Annotated in this window: 27 protein-coding genes and 1 CRISPR repeat array; of the genes, 15 read left to right on the top strand and 12 right to left on the bottom strand. The window is 46.4% G+C overall.

Annotation, left to right across the window (positions count from 1 at the left end; all coding sequences use genetic code 11):
- Window positions 1–326 precede the first annotated feature (326 nt).
- From ADU37_RS06455 to pfdA, 11 genes are all read left to right on the top strand, one after another.
- On the top strand, window positions 327–1,811 hold the full coding sequence (locus tag ADU37_RS06455) for an FAD-dependent oxidoreductase (protein WP_058946834.1): 1,485 nt from the start codon (window positions 327–329) through the stop codon (window positions 1,809–1,811).
- A 5-nt stretch (window positions 1,812–1,816) separates the two neighbouring features.
- Window positions 1,817–2,977: an FAD-binding oxidoreductase gene (locus ADU37_RS06450; protein WP_058946833.1), complete on the top strand. Its 1,161-nt coding sequence runs from the start codon at window positions 1,817–1,819 to the stop codon at window positions 2,975–2,977.
- Window positions 2,978–3,083: 106 nt separating this feature from the next.
- Window positions 3,084–4,517, top strand: coding sequence for an FAD-dependent oxidoreductase (locus ADU37_RS06445; RefSeq protein ID WP_058946832.1), 1,434 nt, complete (start codon window positions 3,084–3,086; stop codon window positions 4,515–4,517).
- Window positions 4,514–5,020, top strand: coding sequence for a 4Fe-4S binding protein (locus ADU37_RS06440; RefSeq protein ID WP_058946831.1), 507 nt, complete (start codon window positions 4,514–4,516; stop codon window positions 5,018–5,020). The genes ADU37_RS06445 and ADU37_RS06440 overlap by 4 nt, the downstream gene beginning before the upstream one ends.
- A complete protein-coding gene (locus tag ADU37_RS06435) occupies window positions 5,017–5,298 on the top strand; it encodes a (2Fe-2S)-binding protein (protein WP_058946830.1) in 282 nt (93 codons plus the stop codon). Before ADU37_RS06440 ends, ADU37_RS06435 begins: the two co-directional genes overlap by 4 nt.
- Window positions 5,288–6,451 carry an FAD-binding oxidoreductase gene (locus ADU37_RS06430; RefSeq protein WP_058946829.1) on the top strand — a complete coding sequence of 388 codons (1,164 nt, stop codon included), beginning with the start codon at window positions 5,288–5,290 and terminating at the stop codon, window positions 6,449–6,451. The genes ADU37_RS06435 and ADU37_RS06430 overlap by 11 nt, the downstream gene beginning before the upstream one ends.
- A 147-nt stretch (window positions 6,452–6,598) precedes the next feature.
- Window positions 6,599–6,754 (top strand): 50S ribosomal protein L39e, encoded by a 156-nt coding sequence (locus ADU37_RS06425; RefSeq protein ID WP_058946828.1) that lies wholly within the window; start codon window positions 6,599–6,601, stop codon window positions 6,752–6,754.
- A 6-nt stretch (window positions 6,755–6,760) separates the two neighbouring features.
- Window positions 6,761–7,021, top strand: a complete 261-nt coding sequence (locus ADU37_RS06420; RefSeq protein WP_058946827.1) for a 50S ribosomal protein L31e — start codon at window positions 6,761–6,763, stop codon at window positions 7,019–7,021.
- Between the two features lie 40 nt (window positions 7,022–7,061).
- The gene (locus tag ADU37_RS06415) at window positions 7,062–7,748 is read left to right on the top strand and encodes a translation initiation factor IF-6 (protein WP_058946826.1); all 687 of its coding nucleotides are present in this window, start codon (window positions 7,062–7,064) and stop codon (window positions 7,746–7,748) included.
- A gap of 6 nt (window positions 7,749–7,754) precedes the next feature.
- Window positions 7,755–7,991, top strand: coding sequence for a 50S ribosomal protein L18Ae (gene rpl18a, locus ADU37_RS06410; protein ID WP_058946825.1), 237 nt, complete (start codon window positions 7,755–7,757; stop codon window positions 7,989–7,991).
- A 60-nt stretch (window positions 7,992–8,051) separates the two neighbouring features.
- Window positions 8,052–8,495, top strand: a complete 444-nt coding sequence (gene pfdA, locus ADU37_RS06405; protein ID WP_058946824.1) for a prefoldin subunit alpha — start codon at window positions 8,052–8,054, stop codon at window positions 8,493–8,495.
- Here the strand turns inward: pfdA and ADU37_RS06400 are convergent.
- Both ADU37_RS06400 and ADU37_RS06395 read right to left on the bottom strand, forming a co-directional pair.
- Window positions 8,476–9,411 (bottom strand): hypothetical protein, encoded by a 936-nt coding sequence (locus ADU37_RS06400; protein WP_058946823.1) that lies wholly within the window; start codon window positions 9,409–9,411, stop codon window positions 8,476–8,478. The genes pfdA and ADU37_RS06400 overlap by 20 nt on opposite strands.
- Window positions 9,408–10,337: an SDR family oxidoreductase gene (locus tag ADU37_RS06395; protein WP_058946822.1), complete on the bottom strand. Its 930-nt coding sequence runs from the start codon at window positions 10,335–10,337 to the stop codon at window positions 9,408–9,410. Before ADU37_RS06395 ends, ADU37_RS06400 begins: the two co-directional genes overlap by 4 nt.
- A 180-nt stretch (window positions 10,338–10,517) precedes the next feature.
- On the opposite strand from ADU37_RS06395, the gene ADU37_RS06390 reads away from it, so the two are divergent.
- Window positions 10,518–11,762 (top strand): alpha/beta hydrolase-fold protein, encoded by a 1,245-nt coding sequence (locus tag ADU37_RS06390; protein ID WP_058946821.1) that lies wholly within the window; start codon window positions 10,518–10,520, stop codon window positions 11,760–11,762.
- On the opposite strand, the gene ADU37_RS06385 is transcribed toward ADU37_RS06390, so the two are convergent.
- Together ADU37_RS06385 and ADU37_RS06380 are read right to left on the bottom strand one after the other, a co-directional pair.
- Window positions 11,759–12,631 (bottom strand): type I restriction endonuclease, encoded by an 873-nt coding sequence (locus tag ADU37_RS06385; RefSeq protein WP_058946820.1) that lies wholly within the window; start codon window positions 12,629–12,631, stop codon window positions 11,759–11,761. The genes ADU37_RS06390 and ADU37_RS06385 overlap by 4 nt on opposite strands.
- 12 nt (window positions 12,632–12,643) lie before the next feature.
- Window positions 12,644–13,372, bottom strand: coding sequence for a Rossmann-like domain-containing protein (locus ADU37_RS06380; RefSeq protein WP_058946819.1), 729 nt, complete (start codon window positions 13,370–13,372; stop codon window positions 12,644–12,646).
- Window positions 13,373–13,426: 54 nt separating this feature from the next.
- On the opposite strand from ADU37_RS06380, the gene ADU37_RS06375 reads away from it, so the two are divergent.
- Complete coding sequence (locus tag ADU37_RS06375; protein WP_058946818.1) at window positions 13,427–14,221, top strand: class II glutamine amidotransferase; 795 nt, start codon at window positions 13,427–13,429, stop codon at window positions 14,219–14,221.
- Here ADU37_RS06375 and folP read toward each other — a convergent pair.
- Window positions 14,211–15,035 carry a dihydropteroate synthase gene (folP, locus tag ADU37_RS06370; protein ID WP_058946817.1) on the bottom strand — a complete coding sequence of 275 codons (825 nt, stop codon included), beginning with the start codon at window positions 15,033–15,035 and terminating at the stop codon, window positions 14,211–14,213. The two genes, ADU37_RS06375 and folP, sit on opposite strands and share 11 nt — an antisense overlap.
- 54 nt (window positions 15,036–15,089) lie before the next feature.
- On the opposite strand from folP, the gene ADU37_RS06365 reads away from it, so the two are divergent.
- Window positions 15,090–16,061, top strand: a complete 972-nt coding sequence (locus ADU37_RS06365) for a beta-ribofuranosylaminobenzene 5'-phosphate synthase family protein (RefSeq protein WP_058946816.1) — start codon at window positions 15,090–15,092, stop codon at window positions 16,059–16,061.
- Between the two features lie 39 nt (window positions 16,062–16,100).
- A CRISPR array of direct repeats spans window positions 16,101–17,571; the repeat unit is 30 nt; unit sequence CTTTCAATTCTTCTGAAGTCTTATTGGAAC.
- A gap of 520 nt (window positions 17,572–18,091) precedes the next feature.
- Complete coding sequence (gene cas2 / locus ADU37_RS06360) at window positions 18,092–18,349, top strand: CRISPR-associated endonuclease Cas2 (protein ID WP_058946815.1); 258 nt, start codon at window positions 18,092–18,094, stop codon at window positions 18,347–18,349.
- Between the two features lie 79 nt (window positions 18,350–18,428).
- Here cas2 and csa3 read toward each other — a convergent pair whose 3' ends face one another.
- From csa3 to csa5, 7 genes are read right to left on the bottom strand one after another with little or no spacing between them, the layout of a single operon-like run.
- On the bottom strand, window positions 18,429–19,106 hold the full coding sequence (csa3, locus tag ADU37_RS06355; RefSeq protein WP_058946814.1) for a CRISPR-associated CARF protein Csa3: 678 nt from the start codon (window positions 19,104–19,106) through the stop codon (window positions 18,429–18,431).
- Window positions 19,075–19,740: a CRISPR-associated endonuclease Cas3'' gene (locus tag ADU37_RS06350; RefSeq protein WP_058946813.1), complete on the bottom strand. Its 666-nt coding sequence runs from the start codon at window positions 19,738–19,740 to the stop codon at window positions 19,075–19,077. Before ADU37_RS06350 ends, csa3 begins: the two co-directional genes overlap by 32 nt.
- Window positions 19,737–21,305: a CRISPR-associated helicase Cas3' gene (gene cas3 / locus ADU37_RS06345; protein WP_058946812.1), complete on the bottom strand. Its 1,569-nt coding sequence runs from the start codon at window positions 21,303–21,305 to the stop codon at window positions 19,737–19,739. Before cas3 ends, ADU37_RS06350 begins: the two co-directional genes overlap by 4 nt.
- On the bottom strand, window positions 21,302–22,501 hold the full coding sequence (gene cas8a2 / locus ADU37_RS06340; protein WP_058946811.1) for a type I-A CRISPR-associated protein Cas8a2/Csx9: 1,200 nt from the start codon (window positions 22,499–22,501) through the stop codon (window positions 21,302–21,304). Before cas8a2 ends, cas3 begins: the two co-directional genes overlap by 4 nt.
- Window positions 22,491–23,234, bottom strand: a complete 744-nt coding sequence (gene cas5a, locus ADU37_RS06335) for a type I-A CRISPR-associated protein Cas5a (RefSeq protein WP_058946810.1) — start codon at window positions 23,232–23,234, stop codon at window positions 22,491–22,493. The genes cas8a2 and cas5a overlap by 11 nt, the downstream gene beginning before the upstream one ends.
- Window position 23,235: 1 nt before the next feature.
- The gene (gene cas7a / locus ADU37_RS06330; protein ID WP_058946809.1) at window positions 23,236–24,183 is read right to left on the bottom strand and encodes a type I-A CRISPR-associated protein Cas7/Csa2; all 948 of its coding nucleotides are present in this window, start codon (window positions 24,181–24,183) and stop codon (window positions 23,236–23,238) included.
- Entirely contained in the window at window positions 24,183–24,536 is a 354-nt protein-coding gene (gene csa5, locus ADU37_RS06325; RefSeq protein ID WP_058946808.1) for a type I-A CRISPR-associated protein Csa5, read from the bottom strand. Before csa5 ends, cas7a begins: the two co-directional genes overlap by 1 nt.
- Between the last annotated feature and the right edge of the window lie 109 nt (window positions 24,537–24,645).

Genomic DNA, 24,645 nt, shown 5'->3' with positions numbered 1-24,645 from the left:
TGTATAAATATTCTCCGTTGAACTTTGAACCATGGGGGTGTTAATAACAAAAACCCAGTTCCCATCGGGTCGTTGGAATCGCAGGCACTTAACTTTTTAAGGGGCAGTTGTTATGGGCTTTGCTTTCGAGGTTTCCTGAAGCCAAGGAAGTTGGCAGGATTTTGAGTGCAATTCGTGAATCTGGAGGTGATTGCCTCACAGGTGGGAGTTATGTCAATAAAAATGTCCATTTAACCGCAGGTTTAACACTTTTTTGTTTAAACACAAAGTTTAAATAGTTTACATGTGTAAACTTCTATGATAAAAACTTGTTCATGGGTGATCCTATGCGACCGCTGGATCTTTACGAAAAAGACGCTTCTAAGAAGGTCACGATATATTTTGAGGGAAAAGCTCTGGAAGCTTATGAAGGAGAAAAACTTCCAGTGGCACTGCTTGCAAACGGCATTTACTGGATAACAACCAGCTTACAGGGAAGAAAAAGGGGAGCATTCACCTTTGGACCGCTACCTGTGGTGATAAATGGGATTAAAAATATAGACGGGAGGAAAACCTTGGTTAAGGACGGAATGAGAATAGAAAGGCAGAACTACGGCGAATTCCAGGAGGCCGTGGAGATAGACGGAAGCAAGGGGGTTCTTAGGGAAGTCGTTGACGTCGCCATAATAGGCGGGGGAATCGCTGGAATAGGCGCAACTTTAGAGCTTCAGGAGTATCTAACAGTTGCCCTAATCGAAGAGAGGGGGTGGCTTGGGGGCTTAATGTCCCTAAGGAGCACAATTCAGGAGGGCTTTGATGAAGAACCCAAGAAAGTCATTGAGGAACTGACCTCCCAATTCAACGAGAACGTTAAGGTCTTCAAGGGTACAATAGCTCTTGGGGTTTTTGATGAGGGGGAATACTTCTTGGTTCCCGTAGTCAAAAAAGACCAGCTGATAGAAATAATGGCAAAAAGGGTTGTACTGGCTACCGGGGCTGTGGAGAATATTCTTCTCTTTGAGAACAATGAGTTTCCGGGTGTCTTTAGGCTCGACTTTGCTCTTGAGGTTATAAACAAGTGGGGAGTTGCTCCGGGCAAGAGGGTTGCCGTCGTTGGAAGAAAGCCCGAGAGAATAATACCGGAGCTTGAGAAATGGAACATTGAGTACATTGTAGTGCCAAATCCAAAGCGCGTTGAAGGGGAGGAGAAAGTTGAGAGGCTTATAGATACCAACGGTAATGTGTATGAGGTTGATGCAGTCATCGTGAGCGATTACCGCTTGCCCGATATAAATCCGATCACTCAAGCAGGGGGAAAGCTCAAATTCAAATGGGGCTACTACGTTCCGGTTCTTGATGAACAAAATCGCATAAGGGAGGGAATATACGTTGCGGGGAGTGCAGCTGGAATAAAGCCTCACTACGCTAATTTCCTCGAAGGAAGGCTTGTAGGGGCTTATATCCTGAGGGAATTCGGCTACGAAGCCACTCCAGCGGTTTACAAGGAGAAGCTTGAGGAATATGAGCCCGAGCCAATGCCCATGCAGAGGATAGAGTTCAAGGATATGAACTTAGAGGATGTGCAGATATGCGGCTGTGATGTCAACCTGAAGAAAGTTGACGATGTAGTAAAGAAGGGAATAACTGATTTGCAGATAGTGAAGCGCCTTACCCACTTGGCAATGGGCTTCTGTCAGGGAAGATTCTGCCTCTTCAATGGTGCACTGCTTGTTAGCCAGAGAACCGGAATAGATATGGGTAAAATAGACCTTCCCGTTGCAAGACCCCCGCTTAAGAATGTTAGAATGAAAGTTACCGCTGTAAGGGAGTGATGAAAATGCCACATAAAGAGCTTCCAAATAAGAGTGAAATTGTCATTATTGGTGGAGGAATTGTAGGGGTCACTTTGGCTCATGAACTCGCAAAAAGAGGGGAGGAAGTTGTAGTTCTTGAGAAGCGCTTTATAGGTTCCGGCTCAACCTTCCGCTGTGGTACTGGAATAAGACAGCAGTTTAACGATGAAGCCAACGTGCAGGTAATGAAGCGTTCGGTTGAACTTTGGAAAAAATACAGCGAGGAATATGGCTTCTCATTTGAGCAAACGGGGTATCTTTTCCTGCTATATGATGACGAAGAGGTTGAGGAGTTTAAGAAGAACATAGCGATTCAGAATCGTTTCGGTGTTCCTACAAGGCTCATAACTCCGGAAGAAGCGAAAGAGATAGTGCCCCTTTTGGATATAAGTGAGGTAGTTGCAGCATCTTGGAACCCCACAGATGGGAAAGCCGATCCGTTCCATTCGACCACTGCATTTGCACTTCATGCAGAGGAAATGGGGGCAAAGCTGTATGAGTACACGGAAGTCAAGGAAATCATAATTGAAAATGGGGAAATTAAGGGAGTGAAGACAAATCGTGGCGTTGTCAATACGGGGATCGTCGTAAATGCCACAAACGCATGGGCTAAGCTAATAAATGCAATGGCCAAAGTTCCGATACACATCCCCATTGAGCCATACAAACACCAAGCGATTATAACTCAGCCAATAAAAGGGGGAACAGTGAAACCCATGGTAATATCCTTTAAATACGGTCACGCCTATTTAACCCAAACGAATCACGGAGGAATCGTCGGTGGCGTCGGATACGAGGTGGGTCCCACCTACGACCTTAACCCAAGCTATCAGTTTATGAAGGAAGTGAGCTATTACCTTACTAAAATAATCCCGGCCCTGAGAGAGCTTCTTATATTAAGGACGTGGGCAGGCTACTACGCAAAGACTCCGGACAGCAACCCCGCAATTGGAAGGATAAATGAAATAGATGAATACTACATTGCGGCTGGTTTTAGCGGACATGGCTTTATGATGGCTCCGGCAGTTGCAGAAATGCTCTCGGATTTAATAACGAGAGGAAAAAGCAAACTCCCGATTGAATGGTATGACCCCTACCGCTTTGAAAGAGGTGAACTAAGGAATAAAGCTCTGCAAATGGGTTAACCTGTCTTATGCTTCTTTTGTTTTTCCCCACAACCAAAGGTGTATAACCTCTTTATGAAAAAACACTCATAAACACTTCTTCCCGATTTTACATTGGTGAAATATTATGCGACTTACTGAACATCCTATTTTAAATTTTGAAAAAGTCCGCGGGAAAGAGGTTACAATTTATTTTGAAGGAAAGCCGATAAAAGCCTATGAGGGTGAAACAATCGCAATGGCTCTCCATGCCGCGGGCATAAGAACCTTCCAGTACTCCACGAAGAAGCACAGGCCAAGGGGGCTTTTCTGTGCAATTGGGAAGTGTTCCTCATGCCTAATGAAGGTAAATGGCATTCCAAACGTGAGGACTTGTATAACACTTGTTGAGGAAGGCATGCAAATAGAGAGGCAAGAAGAAAAGCCTGCCTTGCCTAAAACCATAAAGCCACCCAAGTGGAAAGAACCGCCGAGAATAGAGGCGGACGTTATTGTGATTGGCGGTGGTCCGGCCGGAATGATGGCCGCCATACATGCGAGAGATGCCGGGGCAAAGGTTGTTCTCCTGGATGAAAATCCGATGCTCGGAGGACAGCTGGTTAAGCAGACCCACAAGTTCTTTGGTAAGAGAGAGCAGTTTGCTGGAGTTAGGGGGATAAAAATTGCCGAAATATTAGGCGAAGAGCTCAAGAGGAGAAACATTGAAATTTTCTTGGAAACCTCCGCAATAATGCTTCTACAAAATGGAGAGGAGAAGCTTGTCGTTGGAGTTAGAAAGAACAAGGAGCTGATAGAGTTCAGAGGGAAGACCGTTGTTGTCGCAACGGGAGCAATGGAAAGGATGATCCCCTTTGAGAACAACGATTTGCCCGGAGTTTATGGGGCTGGGGCAATTCAAACCCTAATGAACACTTACGGGGTAAAGCCGGGAGATAGAGTTTTGATAGTAGGAGCCGGCAACGTTGGGCTAATTTTGGCTTACCAGCTCTATCAGGCTGGAGTGAAAGTTGAGGCGATAGTGGAGGCAATGCCGAAGATAGGGGGCTATTTCGTTCATGCAGCTAAAGTTAGAAGACTTGGAATTCCGATACTCACAAGGCATACAATTCTAAGGGCGGAAGGCAAAGAAAAGGTTGAAAGAGCGGTTGTTGCCCAGCTCGATGAGAACTGGAACGTTATTCCGGGAACTGAGAAGGTTTTTGAGGTTGATGTAATAGCCTTGGCGGTTGGATTGAGGCCGAGTATAGAGCTTCTCCACCAAGTTGGATGTCAGATAAAGTACGTTCCGGAGCTTGGTGGCCACGTTGTGATTAGGGACTCAAGGATGGAGACGACGATAAAGGGAATTTTTGTTGCCGGTGATTCGGCAGGTATTGAGGAGGCAACAACGGCAATGCTTGAGGGGAAGATAGCCGGAATTGGGGCTGCTTTGGCCACAGGTGTGGCTTCTCCAGAGTGGCTTAAGGAGATAGAGAAAGCCCAGAGGGATCTTGAGGAGTTCAGGAGTGGACCCTTCGGAAGAAAGGTTCTTGAGGGTCTTAAGAAGGTGGTGATAGAATGAGCGAGATCCCCAACTACCTAAGGGAAGGCTATCTAAGTGTTGAAGAGCTAAAAAAGTACGTTGGTTTGCCGAGTGAAGAGAGGCTGAGGCAAAAACCCGTGGCCGTTCCCGAGTGCCCTCAAGAAATCCCGTGTACGCCGTGCAAAGAGATATGCCCAACCAATGCGGTTCTTATGGAGCATCCAAATGCCGTTCCAATCGTTGATTACGAAAAGTGTATCGGCTGTTCTCTGTGCGTGCAGATTTGCCCGGGACTGGCGTTTTTCATGGTTCACTACCTTGGGGACAAAGCAAGGGTAACAATGCCCCACGAGATTCTTCCAATCCCGAAAGTTGGTGAGGAGGTGGTTCTGCTCAACAGGGTTGGAAAGGAGGTTGGGAAGGGTAAAGTAGTGACGGTGATCCCAAGGGAGAAAAGCAAGGGGGATACACCGATTATAACCGTTGAGATGCCCATAGAGCTGGCATGGGATGTTAGGGCCGTTAAGGTGGTGAGAGAATGAGTGAAAAGGGTGAGAGGATAATATGCAGATGTAACGAAGTAACTCTCGAGGAGATTGAGGCGCTAATTGAGCAGGGGGTTGCAGACATTGAGATGATAAAGCGCCTTTTGAGGATTGGCATGGGGCCATGTCAGGGAAGGACGTGCCTTCCCATGGTGATCAGCATAATAGCAAGAAAAACCGGGAAGAGCCCGGATGAGATAAAGCTCCCCGCAACGAGAATTCCAATTAGACCAGTTCCGGCAGGAGTTCTGGTGGGTGATATGAATGAAGAGTAAAGCTGAGGTAGTTGTCATAGGCGGAGGAAGCACCGGCACTTCAATAGCCTACCATCTGGCAAAGCTTGGTGTTGACGTTGTTCTCGTTGAGAAGGAATATCTTGGGAGTGGCTCAACGTTTAGGTGTGCAACTGGAATCAGGCAGCAGTTTACGGATGAGGCAAACATTAAGTTGCAAAAATACAACGTTGAGAGATGGAAAAAGCTTAGCGAGGAACTTGAATACGACATAAACTTCAAGCAGACTGGGTATCTCTTCCTCGCAACAACTGAAGAGGAAGTTGAGGCGTTTAAGGAGAACATAAAGCTCCACAACAGGTTCGGCGTCCCAACAAGGCTCATAACTCCAGAGGAGGCAAAAGAGATAGTTCCTCTATTAAATGCCGATGAGTTCTTGGCCGGACAGTGGAACCCAACCGATGGGAAGGCGAATCCCTTCAAAACCGTCTTTGCCTTTTCAAGAAAAGCCAAAGAGCTCGGGGCTGAGATTTATGAATACACCGAGGTAACTGATATTATCGTGGAAAACAACGAGGTCAAAGGGGTGAAAACAAACAGGGGGACTATAAAAGCTGACGTTGTTGTTAACGCTACAAACGCTTGGGCACCGATAATAAATGAGATGGCTGGACTGGATAGGGATTTCATCCCGATAAAGCCCTATAAGCATCAAATTGTCAAAACGGAACCTCTTAAAGAAGGCCAGATTGAACCGCTTGTATGCCCACCAGCATGGAACGACTCCTACGTAATTCAAGATGGGGAGGATGGCGGGGTAATTTGTGGGACTGGACTGGAGCATGGTCCAACATACGATGTGACTCCAACGTATGACTTCTTGAGGGAAGTGCTCAAATGGGCAACGAGGATAATCCCGGCGTTAAAATACGTTCACGTGTTGAGGCAGTGGGCAGGACAATATGCAAAAACTCCAGACAGCAACCCGGCCATAGGAAAGATTAACTCCATAGATGGCTTTTACATTGCAGCCGGTTTCAGCGGACACGGTTTCATGATGGCTCCGGGAGTTGGAGAAGCAATGGCAGAGCTTATTGTTAAAGGAAAAACTCACGTGCCACTTGACTGGGAGTGGTATGACCCACACCGCTTTGAGAGGGGAGAACTTAGGAGCACAGCTTTCCAGATAGGGTGACCTTTTCTTCTTTTTCCTGCCCATTCGAATGAAAAGCTTTTTAACCCCTAATCTTTGAATGTGAGTGAAAGCAAAAATTTAAATAAGGCTTTACTAATCGGGCATTAGTTGGGCTTTTCACGTTCACAACTTAGGGAGGGGTTAAGAATGGCAAGAAACAAACCGTTGGCAAAGAAGCTCCGCCTGGCAAAGGCAGCTAAGCAAAATAGGAGAGTACCTGTTTGGGTTATTGTGAAAACCAACAGAAGGGTTTTGACACACCCCAAGAGAAGATACTGGAGGAGAACCAAGCTTAAGGAGTGATGTGAGATGGCGGAAGAGAGAATTTACGTTGTCCCAATTAGAAAAATCAAAAAGATCGTTCCTAGATGGAAGAGAGCGCCAAGAGCCGCTCGTTTTGTTAGGGAGTTTATAGCGAGGCACACAAAGGCAGATGAGGTCATAATAGGCACGGACGTTAACGAAAAGATCTGGGAGAGGGGTATCGAGAAGCCACCAAGCAAGCTCCGTGTCAAGGTAACCATCGAGGAGAGGGAAGGCGTTAAGGTGGCTGAAGTCCACCTCGCTTGATTCCTAATTTTTTCCAATGAGGGAAAACCGAGGTGTGGAAATGCACATTGAAAGACTGGACTTTGAAAACTCGCCATATCTTGGTGTATTTGGCTTGGCCACTGATAAGTTTGCCCTAGTTAGAGAAGGGCTTCAGGAGAAGAAGCTTAACGTCCTTAGGGAAGTTTTAAAGGTTCCGATTATTGAAACGAGTATAATGAAGTCAAGAATAGTTGGGATCTTTGCCGCGGCAAACTCGAATGCCGTAGTAGTCCCATACTACATCTGGGACTCCGAGCTTGAGAAAATTAAAACCTCCCTGGAAGAGAACGGCCTGGACGTCAGGGTTGAGCCAGTTTTAAGCAAGCTTACCGCCTTTGGAAACCTTATACTTGTGAACGATAAAGCTGCTTTGATAAGCTCAAAGTTCACGAGGGAAGAAGCAAAGCAGTTCGAGGATATCTTTGGTGTCGAAGTGGAGAGGGGAGTAATAGCCAACTACCACGCAGTTGGAAGCGTTGGAGTGGTTACGAACAAGGGAGGTCTTGTTCATCCCGAAGCAACTGATGAAGAGCTTGAGTGGCTTGAAGACCTCTTCAAAGTTGATTTTTATGTGGGAACTGCCAACATGGGTGTTCCCTTTGTGGGCTCATGCATGATTGCAAATTCCTTTGGTGTTGTAGTTGGGCACCTCACAACTGGTCCCGAGATAGTTAAGATTGAAGAGGCATTGGGCTTTTTGGGGTGATGGGCGATGGAGGTTAAGGTGTTCAGAGTTAAGGGGGTCTTTGAGAAGAACGGAAAGAAGTTTAGGTTCACCAAGGAGTACAGGGCATTAAAACCAGAAGACATAAAGGAGCTTGTCCTTTCAGGGATTGGAAGCAAGCACCGCGTTAAGAGGTCAAAGATATACATAGAGAGCGTTGAAGAGATAAAGCCAGAAGAGGCTGAGAACCCAGTAGTTAGAAGACTCAGCTTAGAGCTTGCCTGACACTTTATTTTTTAACAATATTCTTAAAAACTTCTCCGGTGACTCTTTTTGGTGATGGAAATGGAAAACAGAGAACAGCTTGAGAGATTGGCTTATGAGTATCAGCTTTTACAAGCCCAGGCACAGCTTTTGGCCCAAAACCTTGAGCTCTTAACCCTCGGTAAGAATGAGTTCCAGGCCGTAAAAGAGACCCTTGAAGGGCTAAAAAGCGTTGAGGAAGAGAAGCCCGAGATTCTCGTCCCAATAGGGGCTGGTTCGTTCTTAAAGGGAAGGATAGAGGACAAAAACAATGTCATAGTTAGCGTTGGTTCCGGATACGCAATCGAGAAGAGCATTGATGATGCAATAGTATACCTTGAAGAGAGGATCAAGGAGTATGAAAGTGCCATTGCAAAGACCCAAGAAGCGTTACACCAGCTGGAACACAAGCTTCAAGAATTAGCTCAAAAAGCCCAACAATTGCAACAAAAGCAGGCGATGAGCTTCAGAGTCCCCAAGAAGTAATCTCCTCCCTTGGGATAACCTCAAACTCAATTTCTTCTTTTATATCTGGCCTAAAGGGAACATCCAGCGCTAACCTGAGGATGAACTTTCCATGTCCAGATATTATCCTTCCGAATTTCCCAGCTTTTAGGATTTCCAAGGGGCTTATCTGGTCATGGTGCCCAACTATTACCAAAGGCTCGTTTAGAAATTCTTTTTCAAAAACTCCAATGTTTTTTGTATCGCCGATGAGCTCTTTAACGTCTCTTTTTTCTCTTGAAATTAGCTCCACTTTAGCTCTTTTTGCCTTTGAGAGGTTTGCGCTCACCGAGACCCTAAACCCGTTTTCAATCTCTTCTATTCTGGCCTCGACAAAGTCTTCTCCATGGGAGACACCGAGGCTTTCAACGGGAAAGCTGAATTTATAGGAAGGCTTTGCATACAGTATAAGGACTCCTTGAAGTGTCTCATTCAAAATCTTAATCCCCGGAAGACGAACCTCGCCCTCTCCGTCTTGGGCAATTGCAAGAAGGAAAGGCCTGTTTTCAAACTTTAGGGAACTTAAGGTGCCCTCAGATTCCTTCACGAAGTTTCTAAAAACGTGGTAGCTTCTGCTTTTTCCGCTTGAGCTCCAACGGCCATTCGCATAGAAATATCCAACCTCAGCTTTTACTGGAGTGGAAAAGCTGATCTCATCTCCAATAACGGAAATAAGCCTTTCTAACTCTTCAACTTTTTTGAGGCTTCTCTTTGTTCGGTAGAATGCAAAAAGAGTGAGCCCAAACCACAAACAAATGAAAGCAATCGCTCCAGCTTTTATCTTGAGAGGGACATCACGGGCAAGGACTCTCACAAGCATTGGCACACCAACTACCAGCCCGAATGCCGTAAGGAACAAGATTCCCCTGACACTTCTTTTGAGGACAATTTGCTTCATCCCACTCCCCTGTGCTTGTACCACTCAATTGTCCTCAATAATCCCTCCTCAAGCGAGTATTCCGGCTCAAAACCAAGTTTCCTTATCTCGCTTATATCGGCTTGACTGTGCCTTATGTCCCCCGGTCTTGGCTTGTCGAAGATGATTGAACTCAACGAGCTTGTTGCATCGATGATCTTGAGCGCAAGTTCAAGTATTGTTGTTCTCTCTCCCCTCGCAACGTTGAAGACCTTTCCGTTTGCCTTGTTGCTCTTAGCTACAAGGATGTTTGCCTTTACAACATCTTTAACGTAAATGAAGTCCCTCGTTTGCTTTCCATCGCCGTAGATTATTAGGGGTTCACCTTTAAGAGCTCTGTTTATGAAGATGCTTATAACACCGGCATATTGATTGTAGCCTTGCCTTTCTCCAAAAACGTTGAAATACCTCAAGCTTGCAGTTGGAACCCCATAAAGCTCGTAAAAGACCTTGCAGTAGTACTCTCCAGCTACCTTTGTCACGCCATAGGGAGACAAAGGATTGGGTTTTTCGCTCTCTTTGAGGGGGAGGTTCTGGTTGTCCCCATAGACTGCGGCAGATGAAGCGAAAATCAACTTTCCATGCCCCTCGCTGAGGGCTTTTAGAATGTTTAAAGTGCCGAGAACGTTTATCTCCTCCGTGAGAACTGGCTTTTCTACGCTTTCAACAACGCTAACTAAAGCAGCTTCATGAAAAACGTAATCCGCTTGAGAAATTAGCTCGGCCATGCTTTGGTAGTCCCTTATATCAGCCTGAATGAACTTCACATTTGGGGGGACGTTCTCAACTTTACCGGCGTAGAGGTTATCTATCACTATCACCTCGTTCTCTTTGCTGAGCTCTTCGGCTATGTGGGAGCCTATGAACCCTGCTCCTCCGGTGACCACAATTAGCTTGTTCTTTATCATTGCTCTCCCCCTTTGAGTTCTTCTTGGGGAATTTATAATTTTTGGGGAGGCATTTTTCTTTGGATTGATGAGCTCCTATAAGGCTGTTCTTTTGTCGAAATTTTTGAAGATGTTTTATTCCCAAGAGTGTCCAGCAAATTTAAAATAGTCTCAAACAAATAAAACACCTTCGTGGTTGCAATGAGAAGGATAGCACTGATCATAATGGGCTTGGTGTTTTTTGCGGGGTGTATAGAAAAAGGACAAGAACTTCCCACTGCAGAGACTCCCTTCTATACCGAAACCTCAACAAGCACCATTGCTCAAACTTCTCCTACCCCTGAGAACTCCAAAATTTCAGTAACTTTTGTGGTGGAAGTTCCAGAATATACTCCAGAGGGCGACAGTATTTACATAGCCGGGGATTTCAATGGTTGGAATCCGGGAGATGAAGATTATAAGCTCAAGAAAAGGGCGGATGGAAAGTGGGAGATTACCTTAAGCTTTCAGAGGGGAAGAAAAATTGAGTTCAAGTTCACAAGGGGCTCTTGGGAAACAGTAGAAAAAGGTAAAAACGGAGAAGAGATTCCCAACAGAATTCTCGTGATCGAAAAAGAAGGTACATACGAATTTAAAGTCTACCACTGGCGGGACTATGTGGAAGAGGCCGGTGTTGGGACTCATACAATAGTGGGGAACGTCATAACCTTCAAAATGAAAATTCCCCAGCTCGACAACAGAGAAAGAAGGATATGGATTTACCTCCCGCCGGACTACAATCAGAGCAATAGAAGATATCCGGTTTTGTATATGCACGATGGGCAAAACCTCTTTGACCAAGCAACTTCCTTTGCTGGGGAATGGCAGGTAGATGAGACTCTGGAGAGGCTCTTTAAAGAGAAGGGGTTTGCGATAATTGTTGTTGGAATAGACAATGGTGGAGACAGAAGAATTGACGAATACTCTCCTTGGGTGAACTCTGAGTACGGGAAAGGTGGAGAAGGCGATGCTTATGTACGCTTTATTGTCGAAACATTGAAGCCTTACATAGACTCTGAATACAGAACTTTGCCAAACGAAACCGGAATAATGGGGTCTTCCTTAGGAGGACTCATCTCAATATATGCCGGCTTTAAGTATCCGGAGGTTTTTAAGTACGTTGGCGCTATGAGCTCTGCCTTCTGGTTTAACCCCGAGATTTACGAGTTTGTTAAAAACTCCACGGCCGGGCCAGAGAAGATCTACATCGACTGGGGTACATTGGAGGGAAAAGACCCCAAAGCCTACATAGAGACAAACAAAAAGCTCGTCGAAATTCTCAAGGAAAAAGGATACAGGGGGGGAGTTAACTTAATGGTGATTGAAGAAAAAGGTGCCACACACAACGAATACCACTGGTCAAGGAGATTCCCCAACGCTGTATTGTGGCTCTTTGAAGATCCTTAGATTTCAATTCCCACCTTAATGCCCTTCTCTTTTTCCAGGCCTTTAAGGAGAAACATTATTTTCTCCCTATCCAAAGGAACTCCTCTCAAGTGCTCATAAGCTTTAAGCAATTCGGTTTTTTCTTTTTTCTCCGCTTTCTCCGCTAAATATAACAACAGGGAAAGCAGAACACCCTTCATGCTCTTCTCGATTAGGGGGACAACTTTCCATCCATTGTCGTATACGTAGAGGGCCTGCGGAATTTCATCACCGCTCAGGTGCTCCAGAAGGAAAAAGCTTGGCCTTATCGTGCTCTGCAGGTATGAAATGAGGGAATCTTTTGAGTATCCTTTCGCCCTGAGCATTTCGAATCCCCAGTAAAAAGCTTTTAGGTAGTTGGCGTATTCTTCCAGCGAGGATATCCTTTCCTTTGATAGAAAGCTGAGTTTCAAGGAGCTTTTCTCAAGAGGCTCGTTAAAGAGGTCTATTTTCATAAGAACCCTATCCTCAAGAGTGGAGTTTTCTTCGAAGGACTTCACTACTTTCCATTGTATGCCGTTTGTTAAGATACCGTATTTAACTCCATGAGAAAAGCAGTATTTGGCGAGCTGTCTTAGGGGTTTTTCACTTCTCAAAACGTTTACGCTTAAATTTTTGGCCTCCAAATAGGCCACCACTTTGTCATTGATGACGAGGGCATAGTCGGCCTTTCCTTCTTCCGTTCTCTCTTCGGGTCTTACCTCTTTTGGGTTCTCCCAGTTCCATCCTAAGGCTTTGAATATCCCTCCTATAAGATGCTGCTTCACCGCCTCTTCGTTCCTTTCATAGAGCAACCTGTGTTCTCGAACCTTTTTGAGAACATCTATCACAGCCCTCTGGATTTCAAGCATCTCTCACACCTGTCAGACTTCCATAACGTATTTCTTGCTCTGCTCTCCAAATCCCCTAAAACTTCCGAGCTTTAGGTTTATAAGGGCTTTCTCGATATCGAGAACCTTTGCAGAAGCGAGATGAGTCACTCCGGTCCCCCTGAAGAACTCCGGCAATGCTTGGGCTGTTGCCCCTGTGAGTATGATTTTCTTTGCCCTCTTACTTCTCTCGAGTATCATATCGATGGTGCAGTTTAACAACGCGGAGCCACTAACAATTACAGCTTCCATCTCTGGAAGAAGAACGTACTCAAGGGCATCGCTTAAGGTCTCTCTGTCCCAGAGTTTGGGGTTCCTCTCGAACACGAACACCTTTTTGTTCTTATCTTTTAACGCCTTTACGATTGGAGGCATATTCCCTATGACGGCAACCTTTTCCTCTTCTATTAACTCTATGGCATCTTTTTCTTCATCCACCTCTAAGTAGTACTGAGAAACGGCGTTGATCGCCGCAAGCCCAAGGGTTCTTTCTATTATGTTAAGGCTGTCTGCCTTTTCTATAAACTCCTCCAAGCTTGGCTTTGTGAAGGTATTTTTGTATTCGCCAATCTCTTCTGGCAGAGTCATGGCCAACCCTATAGATTTTCCCTTTTTCCCTTCAATAACAACGTAAGTGTAGGGCAAAGCGAAAGAAAAATCCACTAGTTTGAATTCCTCTTCAATCGCTTTCATTGCCCTCTCTTTTAACAGCTTCAGCATCATTTCTACTCCTCCAATCTTTTTAAGCAGTATTGCCTAAAAAGTTTGGTGGATAAAATGTGCAGGGTGCTGTTTGCGGTTGGAAATGGAGAAGTGATGAAAGACCTTGTAGATGCGCTGGTAAAATCCTCTGAAAATGACCTTTACAAGGCAGCATTAGGCAAGAGTCCCTTCCATAAAGATGGATGGGGATTCCTCTGGATGTCCAAAGACAAAGCCGAACATTACAAAACGATAAAACCCATTTTTGAAGATAAAGGAGGAGTCGAAAAGCTTTTAGAGTCCTTAAAAGGTTTTGGAGTTTTACTGGCCCACGCAAGAGCTGCAAGCCAAGGAAGTGTCAACCTATTCAATGCTCAACCTTTTTCTTATTCTTCTCCAAAGGGCTTTACATTCTGGTTTTATCACAACGGCGACCTAAAAAAGGATGAACTTATAAAAATGGCAGGGCTTAAGGAAGATGAGCTTAAAGACGCCTCCGACAGCTATGTATTTGGCCTATATCTTTTGAGAAAATTGTCCTCATTTGAGGAAAGTGAGGTTCTTAACGCATTTAAAGCTGCCCTTCCCGTAGTTAAGACCACGCTCAACACGGGCACCCTCTTAATAGCCCCGAATGAGGTTAGGGCATTTGTAACTGCCTACATGGTGGAGAAGAGAGAGAAAGACCCGCTGTACAGGAGGTATTCCCGCCTTTTAAAAGTTGAAGAAAAAGGTCTCTTTGCAGTTGTGTCTTCAACCTTTGAGCTCTATTCGTCCCTTCCCTTTGAAGAAATCCCAAACGGAAGGGCATTTTACACAACCATAGACTTAGAGGGGAAAAAGTTCGAGGTGGAGGAGCTCACCCTCTAAACTTTTTTATGAAGTTCGCCACCTTTGCGGTATCGAGGGCCTCTTTAACGTCGTGGGTTCTTACAATGTTAGCACCATTCCATACTGCTATCGCTGTTGCACTTAAACTTCCGGCCAATCTTTCCAGCGGGTCTTTTCTTCCGGTTATGGCCCCTATAAACGACTTCCTCGATACCCCGACCAGAATGGGAAGTCCAAAGACTTTCAACAGGTTCAGGTTTGCGATAATCTTTGAGTCCCATTCGTACCATGGAGGATGTTTTGGCCTTAAAAACCCAATTGCCGGGTCAACTGCTATTCTCTCTTTTTCAATGCCGTTTTTATATGCAATCTGGAGGCTCTCTTCGAGGGCATCAAGGACTTCATGAACTGGATCGGTGAAGTTCTTTACTTCTTTATGGGCACAAACTATCACCGGAACACCGTATTCTCTGGCGACCATCGCCATTTTTGAATCTCCTTTGAGACCGGTAACGTCGTTTACGATGTCTGCTCCGGCTTTGATGGCTTCCTCGGCGACCTTTGCATTTGTTGTATCTATGCTTATCGGAACCCTAACATGCTCTCTGATGGTGCTTATCGCCCATACCGCCCTTCTAACCTCTTCTTCCACCGGTATCTGGGTTTCCAAATATGGAGCGGTGGATTTTGCCCCGATGTCTATAAAGGAAGCCCCTTCCTTCACCATTTGAACTGCAGTTTCTATCAGCTCTTCCTCATTTTGCCTAACGCTTTCCTTGAAGAAGCTCTCGGGTGAAACGTTGACGACTCCCATGATTTTTGGCTCATCCAAGCTTACCCCTGCAAACTTCATGCTCTCACCGAAAAGTGTTTTAATGCCCACACTATAAAGATTTGGGGTGAGAAAATGTTAATCGAGACACCGAAGAGGTTGCACCTGGGTCTGGTAGATCCTTCCGGATCATTGGGAAGGAGATTCGGATCACTTGGAGTTGCCCTTGAGGGAGGGTACAGAATAAGGGTAATGCCCCACGATAAGCTTGAAATAAGGGCAAGTGAAGAGGACACCAAAACAATACGCCATGCTGTCGATAGAATGAATCAGAAATTTACAACGGGATTTAACTACCTCATTGAGGTTGAGAAAGCCATCCCAAGGCACATCGGCTTGGGCTCCACTACCCAGCTAACGCTTGCTGTAGGATTGGGAATAGCAAGGCTTAACTCCATTAGGATTGAAATAGAGGAACTTGCCTCCCTGCTTGGGAGGGGAAAGAACTCGGGTGCAGGGGTTTATGTCTTTAAATACGGCGGCCTCGTGATAGATGGGGGAGTTAAGGATAAATTTCCGCCTCTGATCATAAGGGAGGAGTTTCCGGAGGAGTGGGGATTTCTCTTAATAATCCCGGAAACAAAGAGGGGCTTTGACGAGGAGGAGGAAAAACCAATAATGCAGAGCGTGAAAGGGGAAAGCAGCGTAGCGGAGAAAATCTCCCACAGAGTTCTTCTGGGATTGCTGCCGGCGTTGAAGGAGAGAAACATCGAAGATTTTGGAAAGCACTTGAGTGAAATCCAAAAACTGGTTGGGAAGCACTTTGAAGAGTATCAGGGTGGAGAGTTCAGAGAGGATGTTAAGCTCATCACGGAATTCCTGAGTGAGAACGCATACGGCTACGGCCAGAGCTCCTGGGGACCAACGGTCTATGGGCTGATAAAAAGGGGTGAGTATGGGAGCATAAAAGCAAAGGCTCACGATTTTCTTAAGGAACATGGAATAAAGGCCGAGCTTGAGCTGGGTATCCCGAGAAACAGGGGAGCAACAACCGTCGAAGAAAACACCTATATCTTGAGGCTCATCAACAAAGTTGCTCAGAAGTAGTGCAATTTTTGAATTTTTGTTGGAATATCTCTGCTTTATCTTTCAATTCTTTTGAAGTCTTATTGGAACTTAGAATATGATGACAGGACAGCAATGGCATTAGCGAACTTTCAATTCTTCTGAAGTCTTATTGGAACATGAAGATCTCGTTCGGGAGAATGCGGTAAAAGAAGCCGGCTTTCAATTCTTCTGAAGTCTTATTGGAACCTGGAATTGTCATGGGAGCCCTGATAGTGCTCCCACCTTTCAATTCTTCTGAAGTCTTATTGGAACATTGGGAACGATGTGGACTACAATGTTTCAGAAGATTACTTTCAATTCTTCTGAAGTCTTATTGGAACTCGTTTATATTGACAGGTATGGCGGGGATGCAAAGGCCTTTCAATTCTTCTGAAGTCTTATTGGAACTTGATGTCAGTGCTGGCCATGTTCTCTATCCACACACCCCCTTTCAATTCTTCTGAAGTCTTATTGGAACATAGGATGGGGTAGTGGTGAGAATTCAAGGCCCGCAAGCTTTCAATTCTTCTGAAGTCTTATTGGAACATTTGGTAACGAGCAAGGACGGAGTGAAGAACGCAACTTTCAATTCTTCTGAAGTCTTATTGGAACGAATTACGGGCCGATCGGAAAGGCAAGAAAGTACATCTTTCAATTCTTCTGAAGTCTTATTGGAACCAGATATTGGATATTGGCTATAGGTAAGTCGGCTATTGCTTTCAATTCTTCTGAAGTCTTATTGGAACTCAGAGGTCTCAGATATCACCGAGTGTAACGTATTTTAACTTTCAATTCTTCTGAAGTCTTATTGGAACTGTAGGCCTATTGTTGACTATTGGATATCGGCAATATGCTTTCAATTCTTCTGAAGTCTTATTGGAACCCATCCCATTTGAGCCAGAAGCTCACCGCTCCCTCTGAGCTTTCAATTCTTCTGAAGTCTTATTGGAACACACTCGCTGACAACGGCATGCTTGTCAAAGCTCTTATCTTTCAATTCTTCTGAAGTCTTATTGGAACTCGTTGGGGTGACAGTGGTCTATTTGGGCTTATGGGTGGCTTCGAACCTTTCAATTCTTCTGAAGTCTTATTGGAACACTTGAGGAATCGAAGAGTAGTAGTCGTATCATCGAATTTCTTTCAATTCTTCTGAAGTCTTATTGGAACGTTTGGAGTTGGTGCAAACAACTTTGGTTTCGGCCCCAACTTTCAATTCTTCTGAAGTCTTATTGGAACCATTGAGGAAACCAGTCCAGTACGAAGGCGTTAAGGCTTCCTTTCAATTCTTCTGAAGTCTTATTGGAACCCGTAGACCAGCCACTGCTTCCAGGTCTCCCATGCCGGGTCCTTTCAATTCTTTTGAAGTCTTATTGGAACCCTATCTTAAAGCGCTGCTGCTGTTCCCTTTGTGCCCTTTCAATTCTTTTGAAGTCTTATTGGAACGGCAAGAGTTTACATTTTGAGGGATGGGCATTACATTCTTTCAATTCTTTTGAAGTCTTATTGGAACAGGGGTGAATTTTCCTTGAAATCCTTTACAAAGTAATTAAATGGTTTGAATCTTATAAGCTTTTCGTCAAAGGGTCAATAAAACTCCCCTTAAAAAGCTCGAATTCGGGCCCTCAGAAAAGACTCCAGAACACTCGCTCGCCTGAACTTACTCTTTTTCTCCCATGTCCAGTCTTGTTCATGAGACTTCCAGAGACAGAACGAAGGCTAAAATCAAAAATAGGCTAATAAAAACACTTTAAACTAAAAATGGTCGAATTCCCGCGAGGAGAGGACATTAAATAATTCCTGAGAAGCCTTCGCTCAAAAACCCGAAAAAATTTCGTTACAAAAACCTCAAAAATTTGTAACTCTTTGTCCGATAATAACCTTCAGTTACTAAAAACATCCAGAGCAACCTTATAGAATGATTTCAAATTTAATTCCCCAACACAAGGGAGAACTGAAAATAAGGTTATTCTAACGTGATAACATTCCAAAAGACATAAAAGAAAGCTTGTTAAAATTAGTGTCGATGGGTTATGTATGTGGTTGTCGTCTATGACGTTGCTGTTGAGAGGGTCAATAAAGTTAAGAAGTTCCTTAGGCAGTACCTTCACTGGGTTCAGAACAGCGTCTTCGAAGGGGAGATAACGCTGGCCGAATTTGAGCGCATTAAGGCCGGTCTCAAAGACATCGTTGATGAAAATGAGGACTCTGTAGTCATTTACAAGCTCCGCTCAATGCCGAAAAGAGAAACAATAGGGGTGGAGAAGAACCCGATAGAGGATATTATCTGAGTTTTTTCATTTCTATCATCCCACATCTAAGGCAAGTGTTGCAGGGATGGAGAACGAAGGTTCGAAGTGGAGGATAAAGCTAAACCTCATGACACTCTTCCCCTTTGACCTTTAGGTATAACTCTCCAGCTTTGGTTGCTCTGTACTTGGGTGCCCTCCCATCGGGCTTTTCAGCCTTAACAAGGTGGTATTTTGCCATTTCCTTAAGCTCATTGCTTATTGTCGCTGGAGACACCCCAAGCTCCTCGGATATTTTTCTTACACTCTTATCCTCAAGGAGGCCGCAGATTATTCTTACCCACCTTCTGTTTGAGGGAGCTAAAAACGATCCTAATTCCAAGGAAATATGCCCTGAAAGGTTCTCAAAGTCACTTTCCACTATAACCCGAACATCCTGAACGCTCAAAAGTGCCAGCAAAGTTGATACGATAAGCGGTCTCATACCTCCAGAGAGAACTGCCAGAACGAGGCGGTCATTTGTGAGATTTTCTCTTATGGCCTGGGCTATTCTAACTACTATCTCTTCGCCGTTAGGAGGGACCTCTAAAATCACAAAACGCTCTTCTCCGATTATTGGCGAGGCTATGTTTTTTATTGAACTTATTGCGTTGACAGTTCTTTGATCCTTTTGGTAGCCTTCTGGAACGATTGCCAATAGTCTGTCCCCGGTTTCGAGTCCATTGACGTTCTTTCTCTTTCTCACCAGTGCCCGGACAATAAACTTTTCATCGAAGCCCACTGGAAAGACAACCAGCAAGATCCCACCCCCTCACCTCCAGGGTCTCCAGGATTTCCTTTCCAAGCATACTTCCCGCTCCCCCCCTATTGCAGGCTGCAGAGTAGTTGTCCGCCACCACTGTTGGCAGAAGAAGTGCGTAAACTGCCCTTAGGCTTTTCCGAAGGATCCCTTCGACGCTGGAGTATTCCTCGATAGGTTTGTTCCAAGGTACTTCCCCGGGAATTGTGAGGCCTGAGAGATTCTTAATTAGTGGGGGACACTCCTTGATCAGTCTTAAACTCGGAGGTCTTTCGACAAGGGTGTTCCGTACCCAGTCGTGGTGGTGGAGTAGGATTGCGACCGAGGCTATCTGGCCCGCAGTTCCAAACTCCCTCAAAACGTCTTTTGCCACCAGGTAAGAGTAGAACTCATGGTAGGAGAATTTTCCACGCCTTGTCTGGAATGTCTCAAGGCACTTGCCGACGTCATGGAGGACGTAGACTTTCCGCAGAATATCCCCCGCAACATCTGGTTTGACGCCGAGAAGCTTCCCCAGCAGTGCGGTGTAGTTCCTCTTGATGTAGAGTTTCTCGATCAGCTCAAGGCCTCGCTTTACATGGGCTTCCATCGTTTCGACGCACTTTCCGTTGCTGAAGTACGCACAGGGAATCATACGATACCACGCTCCCCGTCGTAATCCCCCGTGTAAATTACCTCGACGTCGTCACCTAGTGCAATTGCCCTCGCAACAAGGTAGGCGTCTCCAAGTTCTTGGAGTTCAGATACAACACCCCTTACCTTGACGAGTCCTAGGGAGTGAAGCTCAAAGAGCTTCTTCGGGCTTACGAGCACCACCTCGCTTCCGACCGAGAGTGGAACAAGAAAGCCCCTCATGATTGGAGTGCCTTTGGCCACAAGCCGTTCAACTTCTCCGAGAACATGGGAGGCCCTCTTGGACGGGTCACTCATGAGTTGGAGAAGTTTTCCCTTCAGCATTTGATTAACGAGCTTTTTAACGGAACTGGCCTGGGGCCCGTGAACTTCTGTCACAAGCTCCTCATACGTTGAAGGAACGCGCGGGTGAATATCGCGCTCCTTGATCCGGGTCAATGTTCCCTCCACTTTTTCTGGCTGGTAGGGACCTACTGGAGCATCCTCCATCACCATTGCTTTGCCGGCTTCATCTCCAGCGTGGCGGGCGAGCCTTCCAAATCTCTGAAGGAGGGAATTAATGGGCGCCCTGTCAGTTATCATAACATCTGCCGAGAAATCTACTCCCGCTTCAACCGCCTGCGTCCCTATTAGAAGAAAATCCTCATTTTTTAGCCTCTGGAGACGGGTAATGATGCTCCTCTTGTGGCTTGGAGTCATTCTTCCGTGGATTAGGATTACCCTCTCGCGCTCAAATCCAAAGCGGGTGTCTGAGATAGCCCTGTTGTACAGTTCGACGGCCCGCTCCACGGTGTTCACTATGACGGCGTTTCTCTTTCCGGGTTCAACGAAGCTCAGCGGGTCTCCCTTCCCGAATTCGATCGTGATGTCCTTTTCAAGCTCCCTCCTCACGAAGGGGTCATCCTCATCGGGTGAGAGGACTTTGAAATCGTATCCGTTTTTCATCGCGTACCGCTCGAAGAACTTGACGTGGCCGCGGGGGAGTGTAGCGGTCATCACCGCAACGGGGACTCCCTGGGATGTCAGGAAATCAACCACGGTGTCAAAGGCTGTTGCCAGAGACTCGTCCTCAAGGAGAAAGTGGGCTTCATCAAAGATGACGAGTGATGTGAGGATTGAAGCCTGGGTCAGGTAATCGTAGCCAAACTCCTTTCCCGCCTTCACGCTGTGCTTCTTCTTGGTGTTGAGCTTTAGCAAATCCCACGTAAAGGTATCGGCGGTAGTCACGTTGAGGGGAAAAAGGTGCATGAACTCTCCACTCGACCCCATCATCTTGGTTCTCGAGAACCCAAACGCCTCCTCTGCCGTTCGCTGGATGTCCTCTATGATTGACCTCATGGGAAGGACGTGAATGACCCTGTCAAATAGGGAAGCGTCATTCAGCGAGTGCAGGGCAAGGGCAAAGCTCAGGAGCGTTTTGCCATAGCCGGTTGGAGCGTTGAGGATGAGAAAAGGCTTGGAGGAGGATGTTAAAAAATCAAACGCCTCCTCGAGGAGGGGTCTTTTCTCTGGCCTAAAACCCTTTACCTCCGCGAGCCTTTCGACGGCTTCCGTGTAGGCTCTCATAGGAGCACCCCTAGGTGTTCCCGCCACATGAAGGCCTTCAGCACTATCCTCAGCTGACCACTCGCGCGCCCGCTTCCCTCAAGCAACGCCCTCCCCTGGCGGAAGAGTCTAAAGACGGAATCCTCGATGAGCTTCCTATCTCCGCTGTTAATGGCTCTGTAGAGGTCCTTGACGAAGATGTAAGCCAGCATCTCCCCATCGCCGCTCACGCCCTTGCTAAGTTCCCTCTCGGCGATGTCCACAAGCGCCCAGAGGGGATATTTCTCAACCTGCGCTTCTCCTTCCTTCAACTTCACGGTCATCTGTACTCCACTGGTAGCCAGAGCATTTATGCGTTTCACGTAGGCGTTCAAGTACCCGCTAAGCCCCGAAAGGTCAAGCTGGAGGGTCTTGAGTTCGGTGTACACCTGTCCTTCAAGGCTGATAAGGTGCAGAGTGACGGGATAAACTTCCTCGGGCAGGATTCTGTTCTCCTCGGCGAGCTTCATAGCAAGTTTTATCTCGTAGAGTTCCTCCGTGCTCAGCGAGACCCTGCCCGAGATCCCCGCCTCGGTTAGGGGGAGCAGACCTTTTACGATGACGTCCTCGACTTCATAGGGCCAGAGGCCTTCTATTCCGGGCTTTGTCATGAGGTAGTATTTTCCACCTATGAACCCGGCAAACCCCGTGAAGAATCCGAGAACCGTGAAAGAGAACCATAGGGGATCCATACGTATCTGAGCTTTCTGGCCGGTTGTCGGACTTAGGAAGCCACTTTGGCGTTCGTAATATTCGGGTTGCTTGATTATTGCTGGTAAAATGGCCTGTTCCCCGTTATACGTCACTCCAAGATAAGTCCCGTTTTTGTCCGTTTTTATTGAGGATAAAGACTCGCTGGGATCTATATCTCCATCTCTGAGGAGTTTTATGGTCTCAGTGAGCACAAGTTCAAAGAGTTCACCGTAAGTTTCTGGAGCGCTCCTGTTGAACCATACCTTCAGGACTTTATCGAAGGAATCCCTGTCGTTCCTGCCCATCTTGGAGGTGTGCGCCTTTACCTTATTCCTGAGGGAGCGGAGGGCACCTTCAAGGGAATCGGCCAGCTCCTCGGCATCGGGTTCAAGCCCCGAGTTCATGACCACCCAAGACATTCCAAGCGAGAGTAGTTCCCTCGTGAGGCCCTCGTAGGGGTACCTGGCCAGCGCTTCAAGGAGCAAGAACTACCACCTCCCCGTCGATCTCCACAGTTGAGAGTTTTCCTCTGACATCAACTTTCCCTTCCGGGTAAAACATTACCATGCGTTTGGCGTTGGAGTAGTCACCGATTCCAGAGCGCCAGTCAATAACTGTTTGGAGAGTCCCCTCTCCCTGCACATTGACCCCTTTAAAGGGGAAGGCATACGCTGTTCTGACTTCGTCAGCCTCCCGAAATACCGCCTTTCCCATTTTTACCTCTTCAACACTGACTATTGATTCCCTCGATCCTATCCTTGTTATCCCCCACGCGGCTCTTTCGAGGTCTTTTGGGCCGTATATGCTATTCGATAAGGCCTCCTCGTCGATAAGATACACGGCTGTTAGGGAGTTATCGAATTCACCATATAGGACCGCAAAGGGAAATGAGGTTACTGCACTCTGAACGTTACCGCGGTAAATTGTATTGATTTTCAGTAGGGAACCGTAGAGCTTTGATTTGCCTTCTATCTTAATGGTGGCCCATTTAAAGAGGCTCATTACGAATTCCGCTTTGCTCTTGAAGTTTTTCTTCTCGTAGATGGTCTCCCCTCTGTCACCGCCGATGTGGAGGAGGGGATACGCTATTGCACCTATTAGTGTGGTTGGCGGGATGTGGCGCAGAGCAATACGCATCTTGCTCTGGGGAAGGGCGCGAAGGGCTATTATTCCGGTAGGCCTCAGCTGAACCTTTAAAAATAAAGTCAAGGGGATCACCTCAAAAGGCTCCCTTTCCGTGGAGGTAGTCAATCACCTCCTTCAGGGCCTCTTCTGGGACTTTTTCACCGTCGGCCACGGCAAGGAAGGTCTCTTCCCCGAGGCCATTGAGGACTTCCAGCCGTTTCTTGGTTTTCTCGATGTAGTCGTCGTAGATAGGTGAGGTAACGACGAAGGGATGTTCCGTTACTACCACGACAAGCTCCCTTATTCCCCCAACGGGGAAGAAGCGGGAGAGCTTGGCTCCGAACTGACTGGATGACAGCATCCTGAAAAGAGCCTTTAGCGATGCTTCGCGTCTCTTCTTTATTTCGTTCTCATCAATTATTGGCTTTGAGGTTATTGCGCTAACGCCGACTGCATCGAGGTCCAGGTTGAATGTGAAGCCGTAAAGGGCAGTGCCGGTCTCGACGTAGTATATCATCTGCTCAGAGGCATTACCCTTCTTGCTCGATGCGTCCATCTGAGCGTGCCTGGCGTGAAGCTGTGGCTCGGAAGTGGCGAAGAGAGCGACCGACTTGACTGGGAGGGCGTAACTGACTTGAAAAGCCGAAGTTCTCCTTACAGGGGGCTTTTCAGCATAAAGGAACCCACCAACATCTTCAACTACGCAGGCTTTAACGATGGCCTCTTCGATAGCCCTGGGATCTTCTGGAATGGGGGAGACTTTCTTCTCAAGGTGGACTTTGTTCATAGACTTGTAGAACTCCCCCCTCTGGCAGTCATCACATACTGGCAAGCCTATGGAGAGAGCCTCCCTCACAAGATGCTCCTGGTATGCATGGGCTAGGCTCTCACCGCTTATAGCTGGCACGTATACAGTCTTCAACCTACCGTCCTCCTCAACAAGGTACGGAACGCGCCTGTGCTTGCCGTAGTTTCCAGCTGTTTCGACCATGTTCAGAGCCTCAACGTTGGCCTCAAACCTAACTCCAACGCTTAAAAACATCACTCATCACCTCCCTCTTCCCTTTTTGAAGGATACGAGAGAGCAAGAGTGGCCACGAGTTTGGCAACACTCATATCCCTGTGAACCGCTTCAAGAAACTCCTTGACTTCCATTTCCGTGGGGATCCCCGGGACCGGAATTTTGCTGCCGTCTTTCTCTACGAACCTCCTTCCGTTTTCCCCAACTGCAGCGCTCTCCCTTATCGACCTAAAGGCCCTAATGGCCTCAAGAAGTGCCACTTCAACGGGCTCCGGATTCAGGGCGTTTCCAATTCTGTCTACGTAGCTGAAGTTCTTTGTCTGAACAAAGAACCTCAGCATTTTCACGATGCCTTCATACTCCGTCTCCACCATGTAGTTCACCCCAGTTATAGTAAGAAATTTTACTGAATTTAAGGTTTACGTTTAGGATATGTTTAACAAGGATGATGATAATGTTCAGAAAAATCTAAACATAGTTTTT

The organism is Thermococcus sp. 2319x1, assembly GCF_001484685.1.
Taxonomy (GTDB): domain Archaea; phylum Methanobacteriota_B; class Thermococci; order Thermococcales; family Thermococcaceae; genus Thermococcus_A.
Note: the sequence above shows the minus strand (reverse complement) of the source record. Positions and strands in the feature narration are given on the sequence as shown.

What these genes read in the sequence shown, in the direction of transcription:
- ADU37_RS06400 (WP_058946823.1), bottom strand. Translation starts at nt 9,411, where the DNA reads ATGAAGCAAATTGTCCTCAAAAGAAGTGTCAGGGGAATCTTGTTCCTT.
- ADU37_RS06390 (WP_058946821.1), top strand. Translation starts at nt 10,518, where the DNA reads ATGAGAAGGATAGCACTGATCATAATGGGCTTGGTGTTTTTTGCGGGG.
- ADU37_RS06365 (WP_058946816.1), top strand. Translation starts at nt 15,090, where the DNA reads ATGTTAATCGAGACACCGAAGAGGTTGCACCTGGGTCTGGTAGATCCT.
- cas7a (WP_058946809.1), bottom strand. Translation starts at nt 24,183, where the DNA reads ATGTTTTTAAGCGTTGGAGTTAGGTTTGAGGCCAACGTTGAGGCTCTG.
- ADU37_RS06455 (WP_058946834.1), top strand. Translation starts at nt 327, where the DNA reads ATGCGACCGCTGGATCTTTACGAAAAAGACGCTTCTAAGAAGGTCACG.
- ADU37_RS06395 (WP_058946822.1), bottom strand. Translation starts at nt 10,337, where the DNA reads ATGATAAAGAACAAGCTAATTGTGGTCACCGGAGGAGCAGGGTTCATA.
- ADU37_RS06350 (WP_058946813.1), bottom strand. Translation starts at nt 19,740, where the DNA reads ATGATTCCCTGTGCGTACTTCAGCAACGGAAAGTGCGTCGAAACGATG.
- folP (WP_058946817.1), bottom strand. Translation starts at nt 15,035, where the DNA reads ATGAAGTTTGCAGGGGTAAGCTTGGATGAGCCAAAAATCATGGGAGTC.
- ADU37_RS06430 (WP_058946829.1), top strand. Translation starts at nt 5,288, where the DNA reads ATGAAGAGTAAAGCTGAGGTAGTTGTCATAGGCGGAGGAAGCACCGGC.
- ADU37_RS06415 (WP_058946826.1), top strand. Translation starts at nt 7,062, where the DNA reads ATGCACATTGAAAGACTGGACTTTGAAAACTCGCCATATCTTGGTGTA.
- ADU37_RS06440 (WP_058946831.1), top strand. Translation starts at nt 4,514, where the DNA reads ATGAGCGAGATCCCCAACTACCTAAGGGAAGGCTATCTAAGTGTTGAA.
- ADU37_RS06420 (WP_058946827.1), top strand. Translation starts at nt 6,761, where the DNA reads ATGGCGGAAGAGAGAATTTACGTTGTCCCAATTAGAAAAATCAAAAAG.
- ADU37_RS06425 (WP_058946828.1), top strand. Translation starts at nt 6,599, where the DNA reads ATGGCAAGAAACAAACCGTTGGCAAAGAAGCTCCGCCTGGCAAAGGCA.
- csa5 (WP_058946808.1), bottom strand. Translation starts at nt 24,536, where the DNA reads ATGGTGGAGACGGAGTATGAAGGCATCGTGAAAATGCTGAGGTTCTTT.
- ADU37_RS06450 (WP_058946833.1), top strand. Translation starts at nt 1,817, where the DNA reads ATGCCACATAAAGAGCTTCCAAATAAGAGTGAAATTGTCATTATTGGT.
- ADU37_RS06435 (WP_058946830.1), top strand. Translation starts at nt 5,017, where the DNA reads ATGAGTGAAAAGGGTGAGAGGATAATATGCAGATGTAACGAAGTAACT.
- rpl18a (WP_058946825.1), top strand. Translation starts at nt 7,755, where the DNA reads ATGGAGGTTAAGGTGTTCAGAGTTAAGGGGGTCTTTGAGAAGAACGGA.
- ADU37_RS06375 (WP_058946818.1), top strand. Translation starts at nt 13,427, where the DNA reads ATGTGCAGGGTGCTGTTTGCGGTTGGAAATGGAGAAGTGATGAAAGAC.
- ADU37_RS06385 (WP_058946820.1), bottom strand. Translation starts at nt 12,631, where the DNA reads ATGCTTGAAATCCAGAGGGCTGTGATAGATGTTCTCAAAAAGGTTCGA.
- ADU37_RS06380 (WP_058946819.1), bottom strand. Translation starts at nt 13,372, where the DNA reads ATGATGCTGAAGCTGTTAAAAGAGAGGGCAATGAAAGCGATTGAAGAG.
- cas3 (WP_058946812.1), bottom strand. Translation starts at nt 21,305, where the DNA reads ATGAGAGCCTACACGGAAGCCGTCGAAAGGCTCGCGGAGGTAAAGGGT.
- cas2 (WP_058946815.1), top strand. Translation starts at nt 18,092, where the DNA reads ATGTATGTGGTTGTCGTCTATGACGTTGCTGTTGAGAGGGTCAATAAA.
- ADU37_RS06445 (WP_058946832.1), top strand. Translation starts at nt 3,084, where the DNA reads ATGCGACTTACTGAACATCCTATTTTAAATTTTGAAAAAGTCCGCGGG.
- pfdA (WP_058946824.1), top strand. Translation starts at nt 8,052, where the DNA reads ATGGAAAACAGAGAACAGCTTGAGAGATTGGCTTATGAGTATCAGCTT.